Source organism: Allobosea sp., assembly GCF_017308015.1.
Lineage (GTDB): Bacteria > Pseudomonadota > Alphaproteobacteria > Rhizobiales > Beijerinckiaceae > Allobosea.
Genome location: NZ_JAFKFW010000011.1, coordinates 20,913 through 36,982 on the forward strand (window position 1 = coordinate 20,913; position 16,070 = coordinate 36,982).

Genomic DNA, 16,070 nt, shown 5'->3' on the forward strand with positions numbered 1-16,070 from the left:
GACCGCTCCTTGTGACTGTTGATGCCTTCGCCTCAGGCGAGCGCTTCGACCTTGAACGCTTCGCCATCGAGCCAGATCTGCACGGGCTTGCCGCGGAATTCGGGGCCCATGTCCTCGGCCGTCTTGTAGTAGCCGTCGATCGCGATCAGTTCGGCCTCGAGCTTGCGGCAGAAGATGCGTGCGGCGGCATTGCCCATGGTGCCGGCCATCGCCCGCCCCCGCAGGGTGCCGTAGACATGGATCGAGCCGCCAGCGACGATCTCGGCGCCCGAGGCGACCGAGCCGACGACGGTGACGTCGCCTTCGAGAAAGACCAGCGACTGGCCCGAGCGCACCTGCTGCGTCACGATGATCGACGGCACTGCCTTGGGCAGGTCGGGCATGACCGGCTCGGCGGTGGCGACCTCGGCCTTGACCGCTTCAGGCGCGGCGGCCGGTGGTTCGAAATCGGCGGTCGGGCGTCCGTCGGCCATGGCCGGCGGCAGGTCCGAGCCGAGGAGGGCGGGGGAGGCGCCCTCGATGCCCATGATCCGCACCTGGCGCGTGCCGAGCTGGCTGACGAAGCCGCGAAGCTGCGCCCGGTCCACATCCAGGCCGGTGATGTCGAGAACGACGGGGCGCCGCAGGAAGAAGCCGGCGGAACGCGAGGCGAGATCGTCGAGCCGCGCCAGCCAGTCCTCGAAGGGCAGCTCCGGGGTCAGCGTCAGCGCAAGATAGGACCGCCCCTTGAGGCGGATGGGCCGGGGTTGAGTTAACACGTCGGTTATCTTGGTAAATTTTCGGTTGCTTCGGTGTATCGATGGAATGGTTAACAGATGGTAAACCGCGCCCTCGAACGGGCCTGCTCGATACCGACTGTTGGAAGCTGTCCACAGCCTCGTGGCGGCGGAACGAAAAGGCCGGAACGCGCCCAGGTCAAGGCAGGAGCGCAAGGGGCGCGATGCTTTAATAAACTGATTTTAAAAGGGTATTTTCACCGCTCCGGGGGCGGGGCTTCTGCCCGCTCCCGGAGTGGTGGTGCAATGTCGTAGAATGCCGGAGCGGCTACCCCTGAAACACTTCCGGGTAGGCGTAGAGCCCCGGCGCACCGCCCGTATGCCAGAAGACGACGGTCTCGTCGGGGCCGATGGCGCCGCTCCTGAGCAGCGCGATGAGCCCGGCCATCGCCTTGCCGGTATAGACGGGATCGAGAAGGATGCCTTCCGTCCGCGCGACCAGTTCGACGGCCTCGATCATCGCGGGCGTCGGCTGACCGTAGCCGGGCCCGACCTGCGAATCATCGATCTCGAGTGCGGTGTGTTTGCCCCGCTGCCGGCCCTCCAGCGCAAAGATGTCGCCGACCAGCCCCGAGACGATCGTGCCGGCCTGCTCGGCCGAGCGCGAGACGCTGACGCCCTGCACCCGGCAGCCAAGTCCGGCATCCTCGACGCCGGCGAGGATGCCGGCATGGGTGCCGCCGCTTCCCGTGGGAACGACGAGATGGTCGACGCGGACACCTTCGGTCTTCGCTTGCTCGGCCAGCTCCAGGAGGGCGTCGCGATAGGCGATGCTGCCCAGCGCGTTGGAGCCGCCGACGGGGATGAAATAGGGGCGCTTCCCCTGTGCCTTAAGCTCCGCCACAGCCTCATCAGCGATGGCGGTTGCATCGCCGCCGGCGGGGAGCAAGCGAATCTCTGCGCCGAAAATCCGGTCGAGCAGCCAGTTGCCGTTCGTCCGGTAGGATTCGCTGCGGTTTGCCACCGAATCGGTCAGCAGCAGCACGCAGGCGAGGCCGCTGCGGGCGGCGGCGGCAGCCGTCTGGCGGGCATGGTTCGACTGGATCGCGCCCATGGTGACCAGCGTATCGGCGCCCTGTTTCAGGGCCTCTGCGACCAGGTATTCGAGCTTGCGCACCTTGTTGCCACCGCCGGCGAAGCCGGTGCAGTCGTCGCGCTTCATCCAGATCGATGGACCCTTTCCGTTGCGACCGAGGGCCTCCGAGAGGCGCGGCAAGGGTTCGAAGGGGGTCGGCAGCAGTGCCAGTTTGATCGTGTCGCGTCGGTTCATTCCGGCAGCTCCCAGCTTCGCGTTCGTTTGACAGTGCTGTCAGCATAGCGCGGCGCCGCAGATTCGCCGGGCGTGCCGATGCATGCCCGGCGTGCGGTCCGGGCTTGAGGTTAGAGGCGCCGCGACAGGCGCGGGTCGAGCCTGTCGCGCAGGCCGTCGCCGAGCAGGTTCACCGCGAGCACGACCAGGGCGAGCGCGATCGCCGGGCAAAAGATCGTCCAGGGCGCGCGGGCGAGATAGAGCCGGCTCGACGCGATCATGTTGCCCCAGCTCGGCACTTCCGGCGGCACGCCTGCGCCGAGGAAGGAGAGCGAGGCTTCGACGAGGATCGCCGAGGCGCAGATATACGTCGCCTGCACGATCAAGGGCGCGATCGTGCTCGGCATGATGTGCCGGAACAGGATGCGCGGCGTCTTGGCGCCGCAGGCGCGCGCAGCCTCGACGAAGGGCAGCTCTTTCACGCTGAGCACGATCGAGCGGACGAGTCGGACGACGCGTGGCAATTCCGGGATCGAGATCGCCGCGACGACGATGGCGATGCTGCCCTGGTTCAGCGCCACCATGGCGATTGCCAGCAGGATGGCGGGGATCGCCATCAACCCGTCCATCAGCCGCATGACGATGGCGTCGAACCGCCGATAATAACCGGCGAAGAGGCCGATCGTCAGCCCGACGAGGATCGAGATCGTCGCGACGCTCAGGCCTACGATGAGCGAGACGCGGGCGCCGTAGACGGTGCGCGCGAAGACGTCCTGGCCGAGTTGGTCGGTGCCGAACCGCAACTCGGCGGAGGGCGGCTGCAGGCGCCGCGTGGGTAGCTTGAGCATCGGATCGCCGGCGATCAGGGGCGCGATAATGGCCACTCCGACGAAGAAGATCAGGATAGCGGCGCCGATCAGCATCGTCGGGTTGCGGCGCGCGAAACGGCCGAAGCGGAAGAGCCGGTTTCCGGCGGTGGGAGCCGGGGTGGCGGGGGCATCGATCGCGGTCATCGGTCGTGCCTCCTCAATGCCGGATGCGGGGGTCGATGAGCGAATAGGAGAGATCGACCGCCAGGTTGATCAACACGTAGACGCCGGAAAAGACGAGGATGACGCCCTGGATGATCGGGTAGTCTCGCTTCGAGATCGCGTCGACCACGAGGCGGCCCACGCCGGGAATATTGAACACGGTCTCTGTGATCACGACGCCGCCGATCAGGAGCGCGACGCCGATGCCGATCACGGTGATGATCGGAACGCCGGCATTCTTCAGCGCATGCTTCATCAGCATCGTGCGGGCCGGGACGCCCTTGGCATTGGCCGTGCGGATATAGTCCTCTTCCAGCACCTCCTGCACCGAGGCGCGGGTCATGCGCGCGATCAGCGCGACATAGGCGAGGCCGAGCGTCACCGTCGGCAGCACGAGATGCAGGAACCAGGGACCGATGCCGTCCATGATCGGCCGGTAGCCTTGCACGGGCAGCCAGCGCAACTCGATCGCGAAGACATAGATCAGGCAGTAGCCCACGACGAAAGTCGGCATCGAGAAGCCGAGCACCGAAAAGCCCATCAGCAGCCGGTCGATCGGCCGTCCGGCCTTCCAGGCGGCAAGCACGCCGAGCGTGACCGCGATCGAGACCGCGAAGATCATGGTGAGGATGGCGACCGACAGCGTCGGCTCCAGCCGTTGCAGGATGAGCGTCGAGACAGGCGTGCTGGAGAAGATGGAGACGCCGAGATCGCCCTGGATCACACGTAAGCCCCAGCGCCCGAACTGGATGAGCAGGGGATCGTCGAGGCCGAGCCGCTGGCGGATCGCGACGATCTGCTGGGGCGTGGCGTAGTCGCCGGCGATGATGGCGGCGGGGTCGCCGGCCGAAAGATGCAGAAGAAGGAAGACGAAGATGCCCACCAGCGTCATCACCAGGATGGTCGATGCCAGGCGCTGTACGAGATAGCTCAGCATTGCGTCGTTCGTCCTCCGTCGGCTGGTTCATTCGGTACGGGCTGCTGGAAGGCGCTGCCCGGACACGGCTTGCGTGCACGCCCTCACGCCGCCGGCACGATCACCTGAAGACGGTCGGACAGGTGGAGCCCGCCGTGAGGCGGACTCCACAGGTCGTTTGCTGCCTCGGCGGGGCTGAGCTCAGCCCTTCTTGACGTTCCAGAACGGGATCAGCTCGGGCATGCCGATCAGGCCCGTCAGGTTGCGCAGGGCGGCCGGCTGGAACCATTGGCCGAAATACGCATGCGGCACGAAATCCCAGGCGTTCTGCTGGATGTCGCGGGCGATCTGCTTGCGCTCGGCATCGCTCGAGGCGCTGGCCCATTTGTCGCGGAGCTGCTCGTGCAGTTCGTTGGTCGGCCAGCCGAACCAGCCCTTCTCGCCATTGGCCGCGTGGCCGCTGAGCGAGACGGGATTGCCGAAGGCGTTGACCGAGCCGGAGGTGAAGAACACGTTCCAGCCGCCCTGGTCCGGCGCGGCCTTGACGGCGCGGCGGGTGACCACTGCGCCCCAGTCGGAGGCCTGCAACGAGACGTTGAAGCCGGCCTGGCGCATCCATTGCGCGATCAGGTTCGCGGCATTGTTCATATAGGCGATGTTGGTCGCCTGCAGCACCACGACCGGGCGCCCGTCATAGCCGGATTCCTTGACGAGCTGCTTCGCCTTCTCGATGTTCGGCGCGGTCTTGAACCAGTCGATATTGGCGTCGTTCTCCATCGGCGTGCCCATGCCGAACAGCGACGAGCAGCCGCGGAAATACTTCTCGTCGCCGAAAGTCGCCTTCATCACCTCGGTCGGGTGGATGAGGTGCAGCATGGCCTGCCGGGCCTTGACGTTGTTGAACGGCGGATGGAGCCAGTTCACGCGTGCCCAGCCGAGCTGGCCCTGCTTGTTGAGGACCTCGAGCTTGATGTCCTTCTCGCCGGCGAGCGAGTCGAGCAGGTCGACATTGGGATATTCGATCATGTCGATCTCGCCGGCGCGGATCGCCGCGATCGCGGTCGCCTCGTCGGCGATGTTCTCGTAAACGACGCGGTCGACATTCACCACCTTGCCGCCCGAGGTCATCACCGCAGGCTCTGAGCGCGGTACGTAGTTCGGATTCTTGTCGTAGACGTAGCGCTGGCCCTGGACGACGGCACCCTCGTTGAAGATGAACGGCCCCGAACCCATGATCGTGCTGATCTGCTGGTTCGGGTCGGTCCCGGCTTCCTTCTCACGCATGATGTAGCAGGCATTGGTCGCCGCCTTGGCGAGCCATTCCACCACGAGCCCGTAGGGCTCCTTCATCACGATCTGGAAGGTCTTGTCGTCCTTGACGGGCGTGTCGGCGAGGCGCGCCATCATGTGCTGGCCGCCGCCGTCGCGGGCGCCCCAGCGCCGGATCGAGGCAACGCAGTCCCTGGCGGTGACGGGCGTGCCGTCCGTGAACCGCAGGCCGTCTCGCAGCTCGAACGTATAGGTCTTGCGATCGTCCGAGACCGACCATTTCGAGACCATCTGCGGTTGCGGCTCGAATTTGTCGTTCACGCCGAACAGCATGTCGTAGACCATGCCGGCGTGATACGAGGTCATGTTCGCGGTGGTCCAGACCGGGTCGAAGACGCGGAGATCCCCGTGCAGGACGGCGCGGATGGTGCGGGCTGCTGTAGGCGTGGTCTGGGCGCTGATCCTGGCGGGGGCCGCGATGAGCGCGCCGGTTGCCAATCCGCCCTGAACGAAACGTCGGCGTGTCGTGGTCATGTCGTTCTCCTCCTCTTTGCAATAGAGGGCCGCGGGCATTCGCCTCGTCTGGCCCTCATCGGGTCATGCTTCTTCTCTCCTGTTCCTTCCGGGAGGCGGGGCGTCAGACGACGAGCCGGCCCGGCGGGAGCGGATCATGCGGCCAGAGCGGCCGGTTGATCTTGCGGTAGGGATATTTGCGCACGTCGAGATGCGAGGGGCCGCCGCCATCGGTGTAGATCACCTCGCTGGCGATCGGGCCGTAGGCGGCGTGGAAATGGTTGGTCGACTTGACGCTGACGATGCGCTTTTGCGTCGGGTCGATGCCGACGCTGGTGAAGATCTCCAGCCCCAGCGCCTGCGTGCGATGCGAAAGCAGGGCGACGTCAATGCCGTCGATGCGGATGCCGACGGCATCGCCGATCGGTACCTTGGCGGTGCCGAAGCTCTGCGTGCCCCCGCGGATGGCGCCGAGCACCGTCACCTCGCCATCGACCGGCGTGCCCGAGGTCGCGGCCGCCTTGCCGCCGAAGCGCAGCGGAATGGTCGCGCCGACCCCCGCCGTCAGGCAGAATTCGACCGCGACCGGGTCCCAGACCGGGCCGACCGCAGCATCGCCGATGCCGCGCTCGCGCAGGCGATGGATGATGTTGGTGTTGTCGGAGGCTGCGCCGCCGCCGGCATTGTCGGTGGAGTCGGCGATGACGCGCGGGCCGTTGGCAGCGCCGCCGAGCGCGCGATCGAGCGCCTCGTCGAGCGGGGTCACCGGCGGAGCGAACTGCCCCTTGAGGGAGCGGAATTCCTCGCCGAGCTTCGCGGCCAGCGCATCGCCCTTCGCCTTGTCGTTGTCGGTGATGACGAGCACGCGGGTGCCGATCTCCGGCACGTCGCCCTGCTGGAAGCCATGCGCCAGCGAGACCGAGAGAATGCCATCCTTGCCTTCGAGCGCGCTCATCCGGTCGACGAAGGAGCGGCCGGGCTCGCGCGTCGTCGGCACAAGCTCGATCATCCGGCAATCGTAGAGCGACATCACCGGTTTGATCTCGCCGCGGATGGTGCGCAGGATGATGTCGACCAGCTCCTCGGCCCGCTCGACGAAGTCGATATGCGGGTATTCCTTGTAGAGGATGATCGCATCGGCGAGGCGCACGCGCTTCTCGGTCAGGTGGCAATGCGGATCGAGTTCGACGCCGATCGGCACCGACGGTCCGACGATCGCTCGGACATGCTCGAGGATGTCGCCTTCGCAATCGTCATAGCCATGCGCGACCATGGCGCCGTGCAGGCCGAGCAGCACGCCGTCGACCGGCATCGCTGCCTTGAGCTGGGTGAGGATCTCGTCGCGCATCTCCTCGTAATCGGCCTTGGCGCAGGTCCCGGACGGCTCGGCCCAGAAGCAGGAGCCTTCGACCAGCTCGAAGCCGTCCGGCTTGGCGCGCTGCCGCGCGGCATAGAGCGGGGCGGTGGTATGAGTGGCCCGGTCGGGGTGCTGGCCCGCCGGGAAATAGGCGGAAGCCTCGAAATTGGCCCGGGATGTCGGGATGGGGGAGAAGGTATTTGTTTCGGTCGCGAGCGACGCAGCAAACAGGCGCATAAGCTACCTTTCCGAAGGGATGAGCCTCATGTTCGGTTGGCCGAGAAGGCCGTGTCAAGCTGCAGCGCGAGCAAGGAATGTTGCAGGCGCGGCATCGAGCGAGATTTCACACAACTGCAAATAAAAATCTTTCTCATTTGCAATTATAGGTTCATTTCCGGCGGCGATCCTTTCGAAGTCCGCGGCTATAGCGAGAGTTGCGAGCCGGCCTCCGTACAGCTCGCCTTGAGCGCCCTGAGGATCGCCTTCTCGTCCGTCGCGATGCTGTGGCGCTGCAGGCAGGGCACGAGGATCGCGGCCTCGGCTTGCCCGCCGGGGCCTATGACCGGGCAGACGATATCGGTCACGGCCAAGATGTCGCGGCTCGCGGCGACGCGATGTCCGAGGGCACGGATTTCCGCGAAGGTCCGTTCGGTCTCGGCCGCTTCGAGGCGCCGCTTGTCGGCTTCCGAGGCTTCCCGCATCAACTGGCGGCGGCGCGTCTCGCTCTGGAAGGCGAGGATCAGCAGGCCGGAATTGGCGTCGAGCGCGGGGCGGCCATAGCCCGGCCGGACGATGACGCTGGCATCGAGATGGCCCGAAGTAGTCGCCAGCACCACGGTCTGCGCCCGGCTCAGCACGACGAGATGGGCGACCTGCCCGCTCGTTTCGCTGAAGCGCTCCATCACCGGCAGCACGATCGAGGTGAGCTGGCGTCCGGCGGGCGTGCGGATGCCGAGGTCGAACAGCCGTCGCGAGAGGCCGAGCCGGTCCGTCCCCGCCTCGCGGGCGAGATAGCCGCGCTGCTGCAGCACGAAGACCATGCGGAAGATCTCGCTCTTCGAGCGGGCGAGACGTTCGGCGATCTCGCGTGTCGAGAGCGGCTCGCCGACCTCGGCCAGGAGCTCGAGGATATCGAGCCCCTTCTCCAGCGCCGGCGCTGCATAGCTGCCCTTGTCTCCGGTCTCGGTATCCGGCAGGTCGCTCATGCCATCCTGTTTCATATATGAAGCTTGACATCAAATAAGATACGAACCTAGCCTCGCCGTCAAAGGGGAGGCGGATGGTACGATCGTCGGATCATGTCGCAGGTTCTTCGGGCAGGGCGCTGCCGCGGGACGGCCGGCCATGAAATACGGCCTGCAGTTCCGTGATGTCTTCGCCGCCTGGGAATCGATCCTCGACGGCGTCTGGATCACGTTGCTGCTCTCGGCTCTGGCAATGGTCGGCGGCCTCGTCATAGGCATCGCCTGCGCCGCCGCCCGCGTCTACGGTCCCGCCTGGCTGCGTCGCATCGTCGGCACCTATGTCGAGGTCATTCGCAACACGCCGCTGCTGGTGCAGCTCTTCCTGATCTTCTTCGGCCTGCCGAGTTTCGGCGTCAGGCTCGACGGGCTGACCGCCGCGATCATCGCGCTGGTGATCAATCTCGGCGCCTACACCACCGAGATCGTCCGCGCCGGGCTGGAGGCCGTGCCGAAAGCCCAGGTCGAGGCCGGCCATTCGCTCGGGCTCTCCGGCCTGCAGGTCTTCCGCTATGTCGTGATGTTCCCGGCGCTGAAGGCGATGTTCCCGGCGCTCGCCAGCCAGTTCGTGCTGCTCATGCTGGCGACCAGCATCGTCTCGCAGATCTCGGTCGAGGACCTCTTCCACGCGGCCTCGATCGTGCAGTCCCGCACCTTCCGCGATTTCGAGGTCTACACCGTCATCGGAGTTCTCTATCTCGGGCTCGCCTTCGCCTTCCGCGGCCTGTTCGCGGGCATCTACTACTGGGCGTTCGTCAGGCGATGATCCGCGAATTCGGCCTCATCGATGTGATGTATCTGATCGCGGCGGCGCGCTGGACACTGGCGCTGACCGCGACCGCCTTCATCGGCGCGTCGCTGATCGGCATCGTCATCGCCATCGCCCGCATCCTGCCCCTTGCGCCCGTGCGCTGGGTCGCAGCCGCCTATATCCATATCGTCCAGGGCACGCCGCTCCTGGTCTGGCTCTTCGTCATCTTCTTCGGCCTGCCGCTCGCCGGCATCTCCGTCAATCCGTGGATCGCGGCGGCGACCGCCTTCTCGGTCTATGGCAGCGCCTTCCTCGGCGAGATCTGGCGCGGGGCGCTGGTCTCGATCGCCAAAACCCAGTGGGAGGCCGGCGCCTCGCTCGGCCTCTCGCTCGGAGAGCAGCTGCGCCATGTCATCGTGCCGCAATCGATCCGGGTCGCGATCCCGCCGACGGTCGGCTTCCTCGTCCAGCTCATCAAGAACACCTCGCTCGCGGCCGTGATCGGCTTCGTCGAGCTCACCCGCGAGGGCCAGCTCACGGCTGCCGGCACCTACAAGCCCTTCGCCGTCTACATCACCGTCGCCGCGATCTATTTCGCGATGTGCTTCCCCCTCTCGCAATGGAGCCGCTCGATCGAGCGGAAGCTCGATGTCGCTCGTTGAAATCCAGGGGATCAACAAGAGCTACGGCTCGGTGCAGGTGCTGAAGGACGTCTCGCTCGATGTCGCCAAGGGCGAGGTCGTCGCCGTGATCGGCCGCTCCGGCTCGGGCAAGAGCACGATGCTCCGCTGCATCAACGGGCTGGAGCCGATCCAGGCCGGCGTGATCCGTGTCGACGGCACGCAGGTCAACGACCCCGCGACGAACCTGCGCAAATTGCGCCAGGAGGTCGGCATCGTCTTCCAGAGCTTCAACCTGTTCCCGCATCTCTCGGTCTGCGACAACATCACGCTCGCCCCGCGCGTCGTGAAGAAGCAGGCGCCGCAGGCCGCCCGCGAGGTCGCGCGCGAGGTGCTCGCCCGCGTCGGCCTCGAGGACAAGCTCGACGCCTATCCCTCGCAGCTCTCCGGCGGCCAGCAGCAGCGCGTCGCCATCGCCCGTTCGCTCGCCATGCGGCCGAAGCTGATGTTGTTCGACGAGGTCACCTCCGCGCTCGATCCGGAGTTGACCGGCGAGGTGCTCAAGGTGCTCGAATCCGTCGCGAAAGAGGGCATGACCATGATCCTCGTCACCCACGAGATGGGCTTCGCCCGCCGCTTCGGCTCGCGCGTCGTCTTCATGCATGAGGGGCGCATTCACGAGCAGGGCCCGGCTGCAGCCGTATTGGCCGAGCCGAAGACGCCGGAACTCCAGACCTTCCTCAGTGCAGTCCTGCACTGAGGCTGAATGCCAACGACATCAACGAGGGGAGAAAAGACGATGCGCTCACTGTTCGCAGGTTTAGCCGCCCTGGCCATCGCCGCCTTCGGCGCCGCCGAGGCCAAGGCCGACAAGCTCCAGGACATCCTGTCCAAGGGCGTGGTCCGCATCGGCGTGCCGCTCGATGCACCGCCCTTCGGCTCGCAGGATGCCGACCGCAAGGCGATCGGTTTCGATATCGAGATGGCCGAGATGGTCGCCAAGGGCCTCGGCGTGAAGCTGGAGATGCAGCAGATCACCGGCGCCAACCGCATCCCCTTCCTGATGACCGACAAGGTCGACATCGTCATCTCGGTGATGGGCCTGACGCCTGAGCGCGCCAAGCAGATCCAGTTCACGGCGCCCTATGCCAACACCTTCCTCGCGGTCTACGGCGCGAAAAGCTCGACGGTGTCGAGCCCGGAGACGATTGGCTCGGCGCGTGTCGCCGCCGCCAAGGGCACGACGCAGGAACTCGCCATCTCCGCCGCCGCGCCGAAGGCCAGCCTGATGCGCACCGAGGACGACGCGACGGCCGCCGCGGCCTATATCACCGGCCAGGCCGATCTGCTCGCCACCAACTCGATCGTGGCGCAGGCGCTCGCCAAGCAGAACCCGAGCAAGGAATTCGAGCGCAAATTCGTCATCCGCCGCAGCCCGGCCCATATGGGCGTGCAGATGGACCAGCATAATCTCGTGCGCTGGCTCGACGGCTTCATCTTCTTCAATTCGATGAACGGCGAGCTCGACCGGCTGCATCGCAAGTATCTCGACATGCCGATGGACCCGCTGCCGACGCTGTGAGGCGGTGGAGAAACGCGAAGCCTATCCACAAAGAGCGCAGGGAACCCCTCTCCTGTAAGGAGAGGGGCAGGGGTGGGGTGTAGGCCCCCGGACCAGTTCGCCATGTCCTTCCGCAGCAGCGGTCAGGTCACGGCCACGGTGTCCAACGGCCTACCCCTCACCCTGCCCTCTCCCTCCGGGAGAGGGTTCCCCGCAGCTCGTCTTGAACCTAAGCGCCCGATGTTGCCGAGCCCGCCATGACCAGCCCCCGCCCCAAGCCGACCCCGCGCCCGTCCAGCGCCTTTCTCACCGTCGATCTCGACCGCGAGGGCAAGCAGACCGGCTTCCTGATGATCCCGCATTCGCCGCATGACGATGCCTGGGGCGCGACCCGCGTGCCGATCGCCGTGATCAAGAACGGCACCGGCCCGACCGTGATCATGGAGGGTGGCAATCATGGCGACGAATACGAGGGGCCGATCACGATCTGCGACCTGATCCGCGATCTGGATCCCGGCCGCGTCCAGGGCCGCCTCATCCTGATGCCGGCGAACAACGTCCATGCCGTCATGGCCGGGCAGCGTACCTCGCCGGTCGACGGGCTGAACTTCAACCGCACCTTTCCCGGCGATCCGCGCGGCACTATCACCCAGCAGATCTCGGCTTTCGTCAGCGACCATATCCTGCCGGTCGGCGACGCCTTCCTCGACCTGCATTCCGGCGGCTCCTCGCTCGACATCATTCCGAGCGCCATCGTCGAGCCGACCGACGATCCCGCCCTGCACAAGCGCAATGTCGCCGCCGTGCAGGCCTTCGACGCACCGATGATGGTCGTCATCAGCAATCTCGGCGAGCCGCGCACCGCGACTGCTGCCGCCTGCCGGGCCGGGCTCGTCACGGTCGGCACGGAGATGGCAGGCGCCGGCACGGTCTCGCTGGAGGCACTTGCCGTTTGCCGGCGCGGCGTCGCCAACGTCCTTGATCATCTTGGCGTTGTCGTCCGTGACAAGCCCGAGCCGAAGCGCGGCGACGGCCAGATCCTCGAACTGCCCGGCATCTCCGCTTACGTCTACGCGACGGCGGACGGCATCTTCGAGCCGTTCCATGCCAATGGCAGCAAGGTCAGCGCCGGCGAGCCGGCCGGGCGCATCCATTGCACCTGGGACCCGACGCGCCCGCCCGAGACGCTGCACTATGCCGCCGACGGCATCCTCTATGGCCGGCGGCAGCCGGGCCGGGTGAAGCCGGGCAATTGCTGCCTGATCGTGGCGGCCCCCTATCGCGGAACCCTGTGATGATCGCGCTCGACGATATCCGCGCCGCCCGCAAGCGCATCGCGCCCTACATCCGGAAAACCCCGACGCTGCCCTATGCGAAGACGCGCGGCAGCGATTTCGGCGGCGACGTCACGCTGAAGCTCGAATTGCTGCAGGCGGCAGGCTCCTTCAAGGCGCGTGGCGCGATGAACCGCCTCTTGACCCTGTCGAAGCACGAACTCGCGCGCGGCGTCGTCACGGCGTCGGGCGGCAATCACGGCCTCGCCATCGCCCGTTCCGCCCATGTTCTCGGCGTGTCCGCGACGATCTTCCTGCCGTCCAATGCCGCGCCGGACAAGATCGCCAAGCTGCGCGACTGGGGTGCCGACGTCCATATCGTCGGCGCGATCTGGGACGATGCCAATGCTGCTGCGCTTGCTCATTCCCGCGAAACCGGCGCGACCTATGCCCACCCCTTCAGCGATCCGGTCGTGGTCGCTGGCCAGGGCACGCTCGGTCTCGACATCCTCGACGACATGCCCGAGGTCGATGTCATCCTCGTCGCGATCGGCGGTGGTGGCCTGATCACCGGCCTTTCGACGGCGGTGAAGGCCCTGCGGCCGCAGACCCGGATCATCGGCATCGAGCCGGTCGGCTCGCCGACGCTGCATGCCTGCCTCGCCGCAGGCCGCCTCGTCGCGCTCGACAAGCTGGAGACCCGCGTCGCCACCATGTCCTGCCGCCAGACCGACCAGGCGATCTATGAGGCGACGGCTCGCAATGTCGATGAGATCGTGCTGATCACCGATGCCGGGATGGAGGAGGCGGCGAAATCGCTCTGGTTCGAGTTCGGCATCGCCGCCGATCTCTCGGGCGCAGCGGCGTTGGCGGCGCTCCGGTCAGGTCGGGTTGCGCTTTCCGGTGGCGAAAAGGTCTGTGCGCTGGTCTGTGGCGCCGGCACGGACGGTTGCCTGCCGGGGTAGGCCGACTTGCGTTTCGCGAAACAAAGAGGGAACATGGGCTCATGTCTCCCTCCGATTCCGCTCTGAATCCGCCTCCGGCGCGCCCCGATATCACGCGCATTGTCTGCCGCGGAGCCGCCCGGCATCTGCGCGAGCGCGGCTATGCCATCGTCAAGGAGATGACCTTCGCCAATGGCAGGCGCGGGGACATCGTCGCGCTTTCACCCTCGGGCGAGCTCTGGATCGTCGAGGTCAAATCGGGCATCGCGGATTACCGCGTCGACGGCAAATGGCCGGACTACCGCGATTACTGCGATGGTTTCCTTTTTGCCGTCGCACCGGAATTCCCGCGCGAAATCCTGCCCGGCGATGTCGGGCTGATTGTCGCCGATGCCTATGGCGGCGATTTGCTGCGCGAGCCGCCGCGTCATCCCCTGAGCGCGGCGCGGCGCAAGATGTTGACGATAGCGCTGGCGCGCCTGGCCTCGAGCCGGCTGGCGCTCATCGAGGATCCCGAAGGCTTGTCCTAGTTGGAGTCGTCAGCGCGGGGCACGCTTGGCGAGGATGCGCTGCAAGGTACGCCGATGCATGCCCAGGCGGCGCGCTGTCTCGGAGACATTACGGCTGCATAATTCGTAGACGCGCTGGATATGCTCCCAGCGGACCCGGTCTGCCGACATCGGATTCTCCGGCGGCTGCGGGCGAGCATCGCGCTGCGCGGCGAGCGCGGCATGGATCTCGTCGGCATCGGCCGGCTTGGCGAGGAAGTCGAAGGCGCCGAGCTTCACGGCGCTGACGGCGGTTGCGATATTGCCGTAGCCGGTCAGTACGACGCCGCGCGCATCGGGCCGGCGCTCCTTCAGGCGAGCGATGACGTCGAGGCCGTTGCCGTCGCCGAGGCGCAGGTCGATCACGGCGAAGGCGGGGGCGGCCTCCTCGACCGCGGCCATGCCCGCGGCGACGCTGTCGGCGATGCGGACCGCATAGCCACGGCCTTCCATGGCGCGGGCGAGGCGGGTCAGGAACGGCTTGTCGTCGTCGACCAGCAGAAGGGACATGTCGGCGGCGGGGCCGGTCCTGTCGGTTTCGCTCGCTGCGTCCTGCATCGTCTTCTCCTTGCCGCTTCTCCGCGCGCTGCGGCTTGCGCGTATTAAGGCTTCGGGCGTCGAGCGATCCTCCTCGCGGGAGCCAGCTCGACTAAGCTGATGTAATACCGATGCTTCCTCCTGGGTACCCCCCATCGAGCGGCAGATCGACTTCGAAGTCGTCGCGCGACCAGGTGATCCGGATCGAGGCGCCGCTGGCAGGTGTCGGCCGGTTCGAGAATTCCAGGGTCGCGCCGCCCCGTTCCAGCAGCGTCTTGGCGATGAACAGCCCGAGGCCGAGGCCGCCACCGGCGCGACCTTCGCCGGAGCCGCGCGAAAGATAGGGGTCGCCCGCGCGCATCAGTACGTCCTGTGGGAAGCCGGGCCCGTCGTCGGCGATGACCAGAACGACCTCGCTTTGGCTCCACTCCGCTGCGATGGTCACCGTGGAGCTCGCGAAATCGACGGCGTTGTCGACGATATTGCCGAGACCATAGATCATGCCGGGATTGCGGCGGCAGACCGGTTCCGGCTTGTCGCCGCTCATGGTGATCTCGAAGGGCACGCCGAAGGGTCGTTGCGGCCCGGCCGCCTCCTCGATCAGCAGGCGCAGACTGAGCTGGCCGAGCGGACCCGCATCCTCGTCCTGCAGGCTTGAGAGCTTGCCGAGGATGCCGCGGCAGCGCTCGACCTGTTCGCGCAGCAGCGCGATATCCTCGGCCATCTCGCCCTCCGGTGGGGCGAGGCGGGTCAGTTCGCGGGCGACCAGCGCGATCGTGCCGAGTGGCGTGCCGAGTTCATGGGCGGCGGCGGCGGCGAGCCCGTCGAGCTGCGACAGATGCTGTTCGCGCGCCAGCACGAGTTCGGTCGCGGCGAGCGCGTCGGACAGGTCGCGCGCCTCCTTGGCGACACGCCAGGCATAGATGCCGGTGAAGGCGAGGCCGAGCACGAGCGCGACCCAGGTGCCGAGCTGGTAGAAGGCCGGCAGCATCGGCCGGTCGTCGCCAGCCCAGGGCAGGGGCAGATGGTAGCGGCTGAGCAGGGTCGCAAGCCCTATCGCCATCGGTCCGAGCACAAGGGTGCGCTGCGGTGGCAGGGCCGTGGCCGAGATCATCACCGGAGCGAGGAACAGGATCGCGAACGGGTTCTGCAGGCCGCCGGTCATGAACAGCAGGGCGGCGAGCTGCGCGATGTCGAAGCCCAGCAGGGCAGTCGCCGCCGTGTCGCGGAGGCGATGGCTCAGCGGAAAGCGGATGCGCAGCGCGATATTGAGCCAGGCGGAGACCGCGATGACGCTGAAGCACCAGCCGAAGGGCAGGGGAAAGCCGAGGCCGAAATGTACGCCGGCGACGGCGGAACTTTGTCCGGCGATGGCGAGCCAGCGTAGCCGAACCAGGGTGTCGAGACGCAGGTGGCGGCCGGAACGCGCCAGAACCGGGGCGGAGAGGTCCGGGAAGCTCACGATTCGAGGGTCTCCTGCACG

General features: G+C 66.7%; 16 protein-coding genes. 7 read left to right on the top strand and 9 right to left on the bottom strand.

Annotated elements, in window-relative coordinates:
* Positions 1 to 32: 32 nt before the first annotated feature.
* The 7 genes from minC to J0I42_RS11255 all read right to left on the bottom strand — a co-directional run bounded on the left by minC (position 33) and on the right by J0I42_RS11255 (position 8,316).
* Positions 33 to 767, bottom strand: a complete 735-nt coding sequence (gene minC / locus J0I42_RS11225; RefSeq protein WP_291655008.1) for a septum site-determining protein MinC — start codon at positions 765 to 767, stop codon at positions 33 to 35.
* Between the two features lie 277 nt (positions 768 to 1,044).
* Entirely contained in the window at positions 1,045 to 2,046 is a 1,002-nt protein-coding gene (locus J0I42_RS11230; RefSeq protein ID WP_291654915.1) for a D-cysteine desulfhydrase family protein, read from the bottom strand.
* Between the two features lie 110 nt (positions 2,047 to 2,156).
* A complete protein-coding gene (locus tag J0I42_RS11235) occupies positions 2,157 to 3,038 on the bottom strand; it encodes an ABC transporter permease (RefSeq protein ID WP_291654916.1) in 882 nt (293 codons plus the stop codon).
* A 13-nt stretch (positions 3,039 to 3,051) separates the two neighbouring features.
* Positions 3,052 to 3,993, bottom strand: coding sequence for an ABC transporter permease (locus J0I42_RS11240; protein WP_291654917.1), 942 nt, complete (start codon positions 3,991 to 3,993; stop codon positions 3,052 to 3,054).
* Positions 3,994 to 4,173: 180 nt separating this feature from the next.
* Positions 4,174 to 5,775 (bottom strand): ABC transporter substrate-binding protein, encoded by a 1,602-nt coding sequence (locus tag J0I42_RS11245; RefSeq protein ID WP_291654918.1) that lies wholly within the window; start codon positions 5,773 to 5,775, stop codon positions 4,174 to 4,176.
* Between the two features lie 103 nt (positions 5,776 to 5,878).
* Complete coding sequence (locus J0I42_RS11250; protein WP_291654919.1) at positions 5,879 to 7,348, bottom strand: M81 family metallopeptidase; 1,470 nt, start codon at positions 7,346 to 7,348, stop codon at positions 5,879 to 5,881.
* 185 nt (positions 7,349 to 7,533) lie between these two features.
* Positions 7,534 to 8,316 carry an IclR family transcriptional regulator gene (locus J0I42_RS11255; RefSeq protein ID WP_291654920.1) on the bottom strand — a complete coding sequence of 261 codons (783 nt, stop codon included), beginning with the start codon at positions 8,314 to 8,316 and terminating at the stop codon, positions 7,534 to 7,536.
* A 139-nt stretch (positions 8,317 to 8,455) separates the two neighbouring features.
* On the opposite strand from J0I42_RS11255, the gene J0I42_RS11260 reads away from it, so the two are divergent.
* The 7 genes from J0I42_RS11260 (at position 8,456) to J0I42_RS11290 (ending at position 14,032) form a co-directional block, all read left to right on the top strand.
* Complete coding sequence (locus tag J0I42_RS11260) at positions 8,456 to 9,118, top strand: amino acid ABC transporter permease (RefSeq protein ID WP_291654921.1); 663 nt, start codon at positions 8,456 to 8,458, stop codon at positions 9,116 to 9,118.
* The gene (locus J0I42_RS11265; RefSeq protein ID WP_291654922.1) at positions 9,115 to 9,765 is read left to right on the top strand and encodes an amino acid ABC transporter permease; all 651 of its coding nucleotides are present in this window, start codon (positions 9,115 to 9,117) and stop codon (positions 9,763 to 9,765) included. Before J0I42_RS11260 ends, J0I42_RS11265 begins: the two co-directional genes overlap by 4 nt.
* Positions 9,752 to 10,483 (top strand): amino acid ABC transporter ATP-binding protein, encoded by a 732-nt coding sequence (locus tag J0I42_RS11270; RefSeq protein ID WP_291654923.1) that lies wholly within the window; start codon positions 9,752 to 9,754, stop codon positions 10,481 to 10,483. Before J0I42_RS11265 ends, J0I42_RS11270 begins: the two co-directional genes overlap by 14 nt.
* Positions 10,484 to 10,522: 39 nt before the next feature.
* Complete coding sequence (locus J0I42_RS11275; RefSeq protein ID WP_291654924.1) at positions 10,523 to 11,305, top strand: transporter substrate-binding domain-containing protein; 783 nt, start codon at positions 10,523 to 10,525, stop codon at positions 11,303 to 11,305.
* 236 nt (positions 11,306 to 11,541) lie between these two features.
* A complete protein-coding gene (locus tag J0I42_RS11280) occupies positions 11,542 to 12,579 on the top strand; it encodes a succinylglutamate desuccinylase/aspartoacylase family protein (RefSeq protein WP_291654925.1) in 1,038 nt (345 codons plus the stop codon).
* Positions 12,579 to 13,523, top strand: coding sequence for a threonine ammonia-lyase (locus J0I42_RS11285; RefSeq protein WP_291654926.1), 945 nt, complete (start codon positions 12,579 to 12,581; stop codon positions 13,521 to 13,523). Before J0I42_RS11280 ends, J0I42_RS11285 begins: the two co-directional genes overlap by 1 nt.
* A gap of 41 nt (positions 13,524 to 13,564) precedes the next feature.
* Entirely contained in the window at positions 13,565 to 14,032 is a 468-nt protein-coding gene (locus J0I42_RS11290; RefSeq protein WP_291654927.1) for an MmcB family DNA repair protein, read from the top strand.
* Between the two features lie 9 nt (positions 14,033 to 14,041).
* On the opposite strand, the gene J0I42_RS11295 is transcribed toward J0I42_RS11290, so the two are convergent.
* Together J0I42_RS11295 and J0I42_RS11300 are read right to left on the bottom strand one after the other, a co-directional pair.
* Positions 14,042 to 14,608 (bottom strand): ActR/PrrA/RegA family redox response regulator transcription factor, encoded by a 567-nt coding sequence (locus tag J0I42_RS11295; RefSeq protein ID WP_291654928.1) that lies wholly within the window; start codon positions 14,606 to 14,608, stop codon positions 14,042 to 14,044.
* A gap of 91 nt (positions 14,609 to 14,699) precedes the next feature.
* Positions 14,700 to 16,049 carry an ActS/PrrB/RegB family redox-sensitive histidine kinase gene (locus tag J0I42_RS11300; RefSeq protein ID WP_291654929.1) on the bottom strand — a complete coding sequence of 450 codons (1,350 nt, stop codon included), beginning with the start codon at positions 16,047 to 16,049 and terminating at the stop codon, positions 14,700 to 14,702.
* Positions 16,050 to 16,070 lie beyond the last annotated feature (21 nt).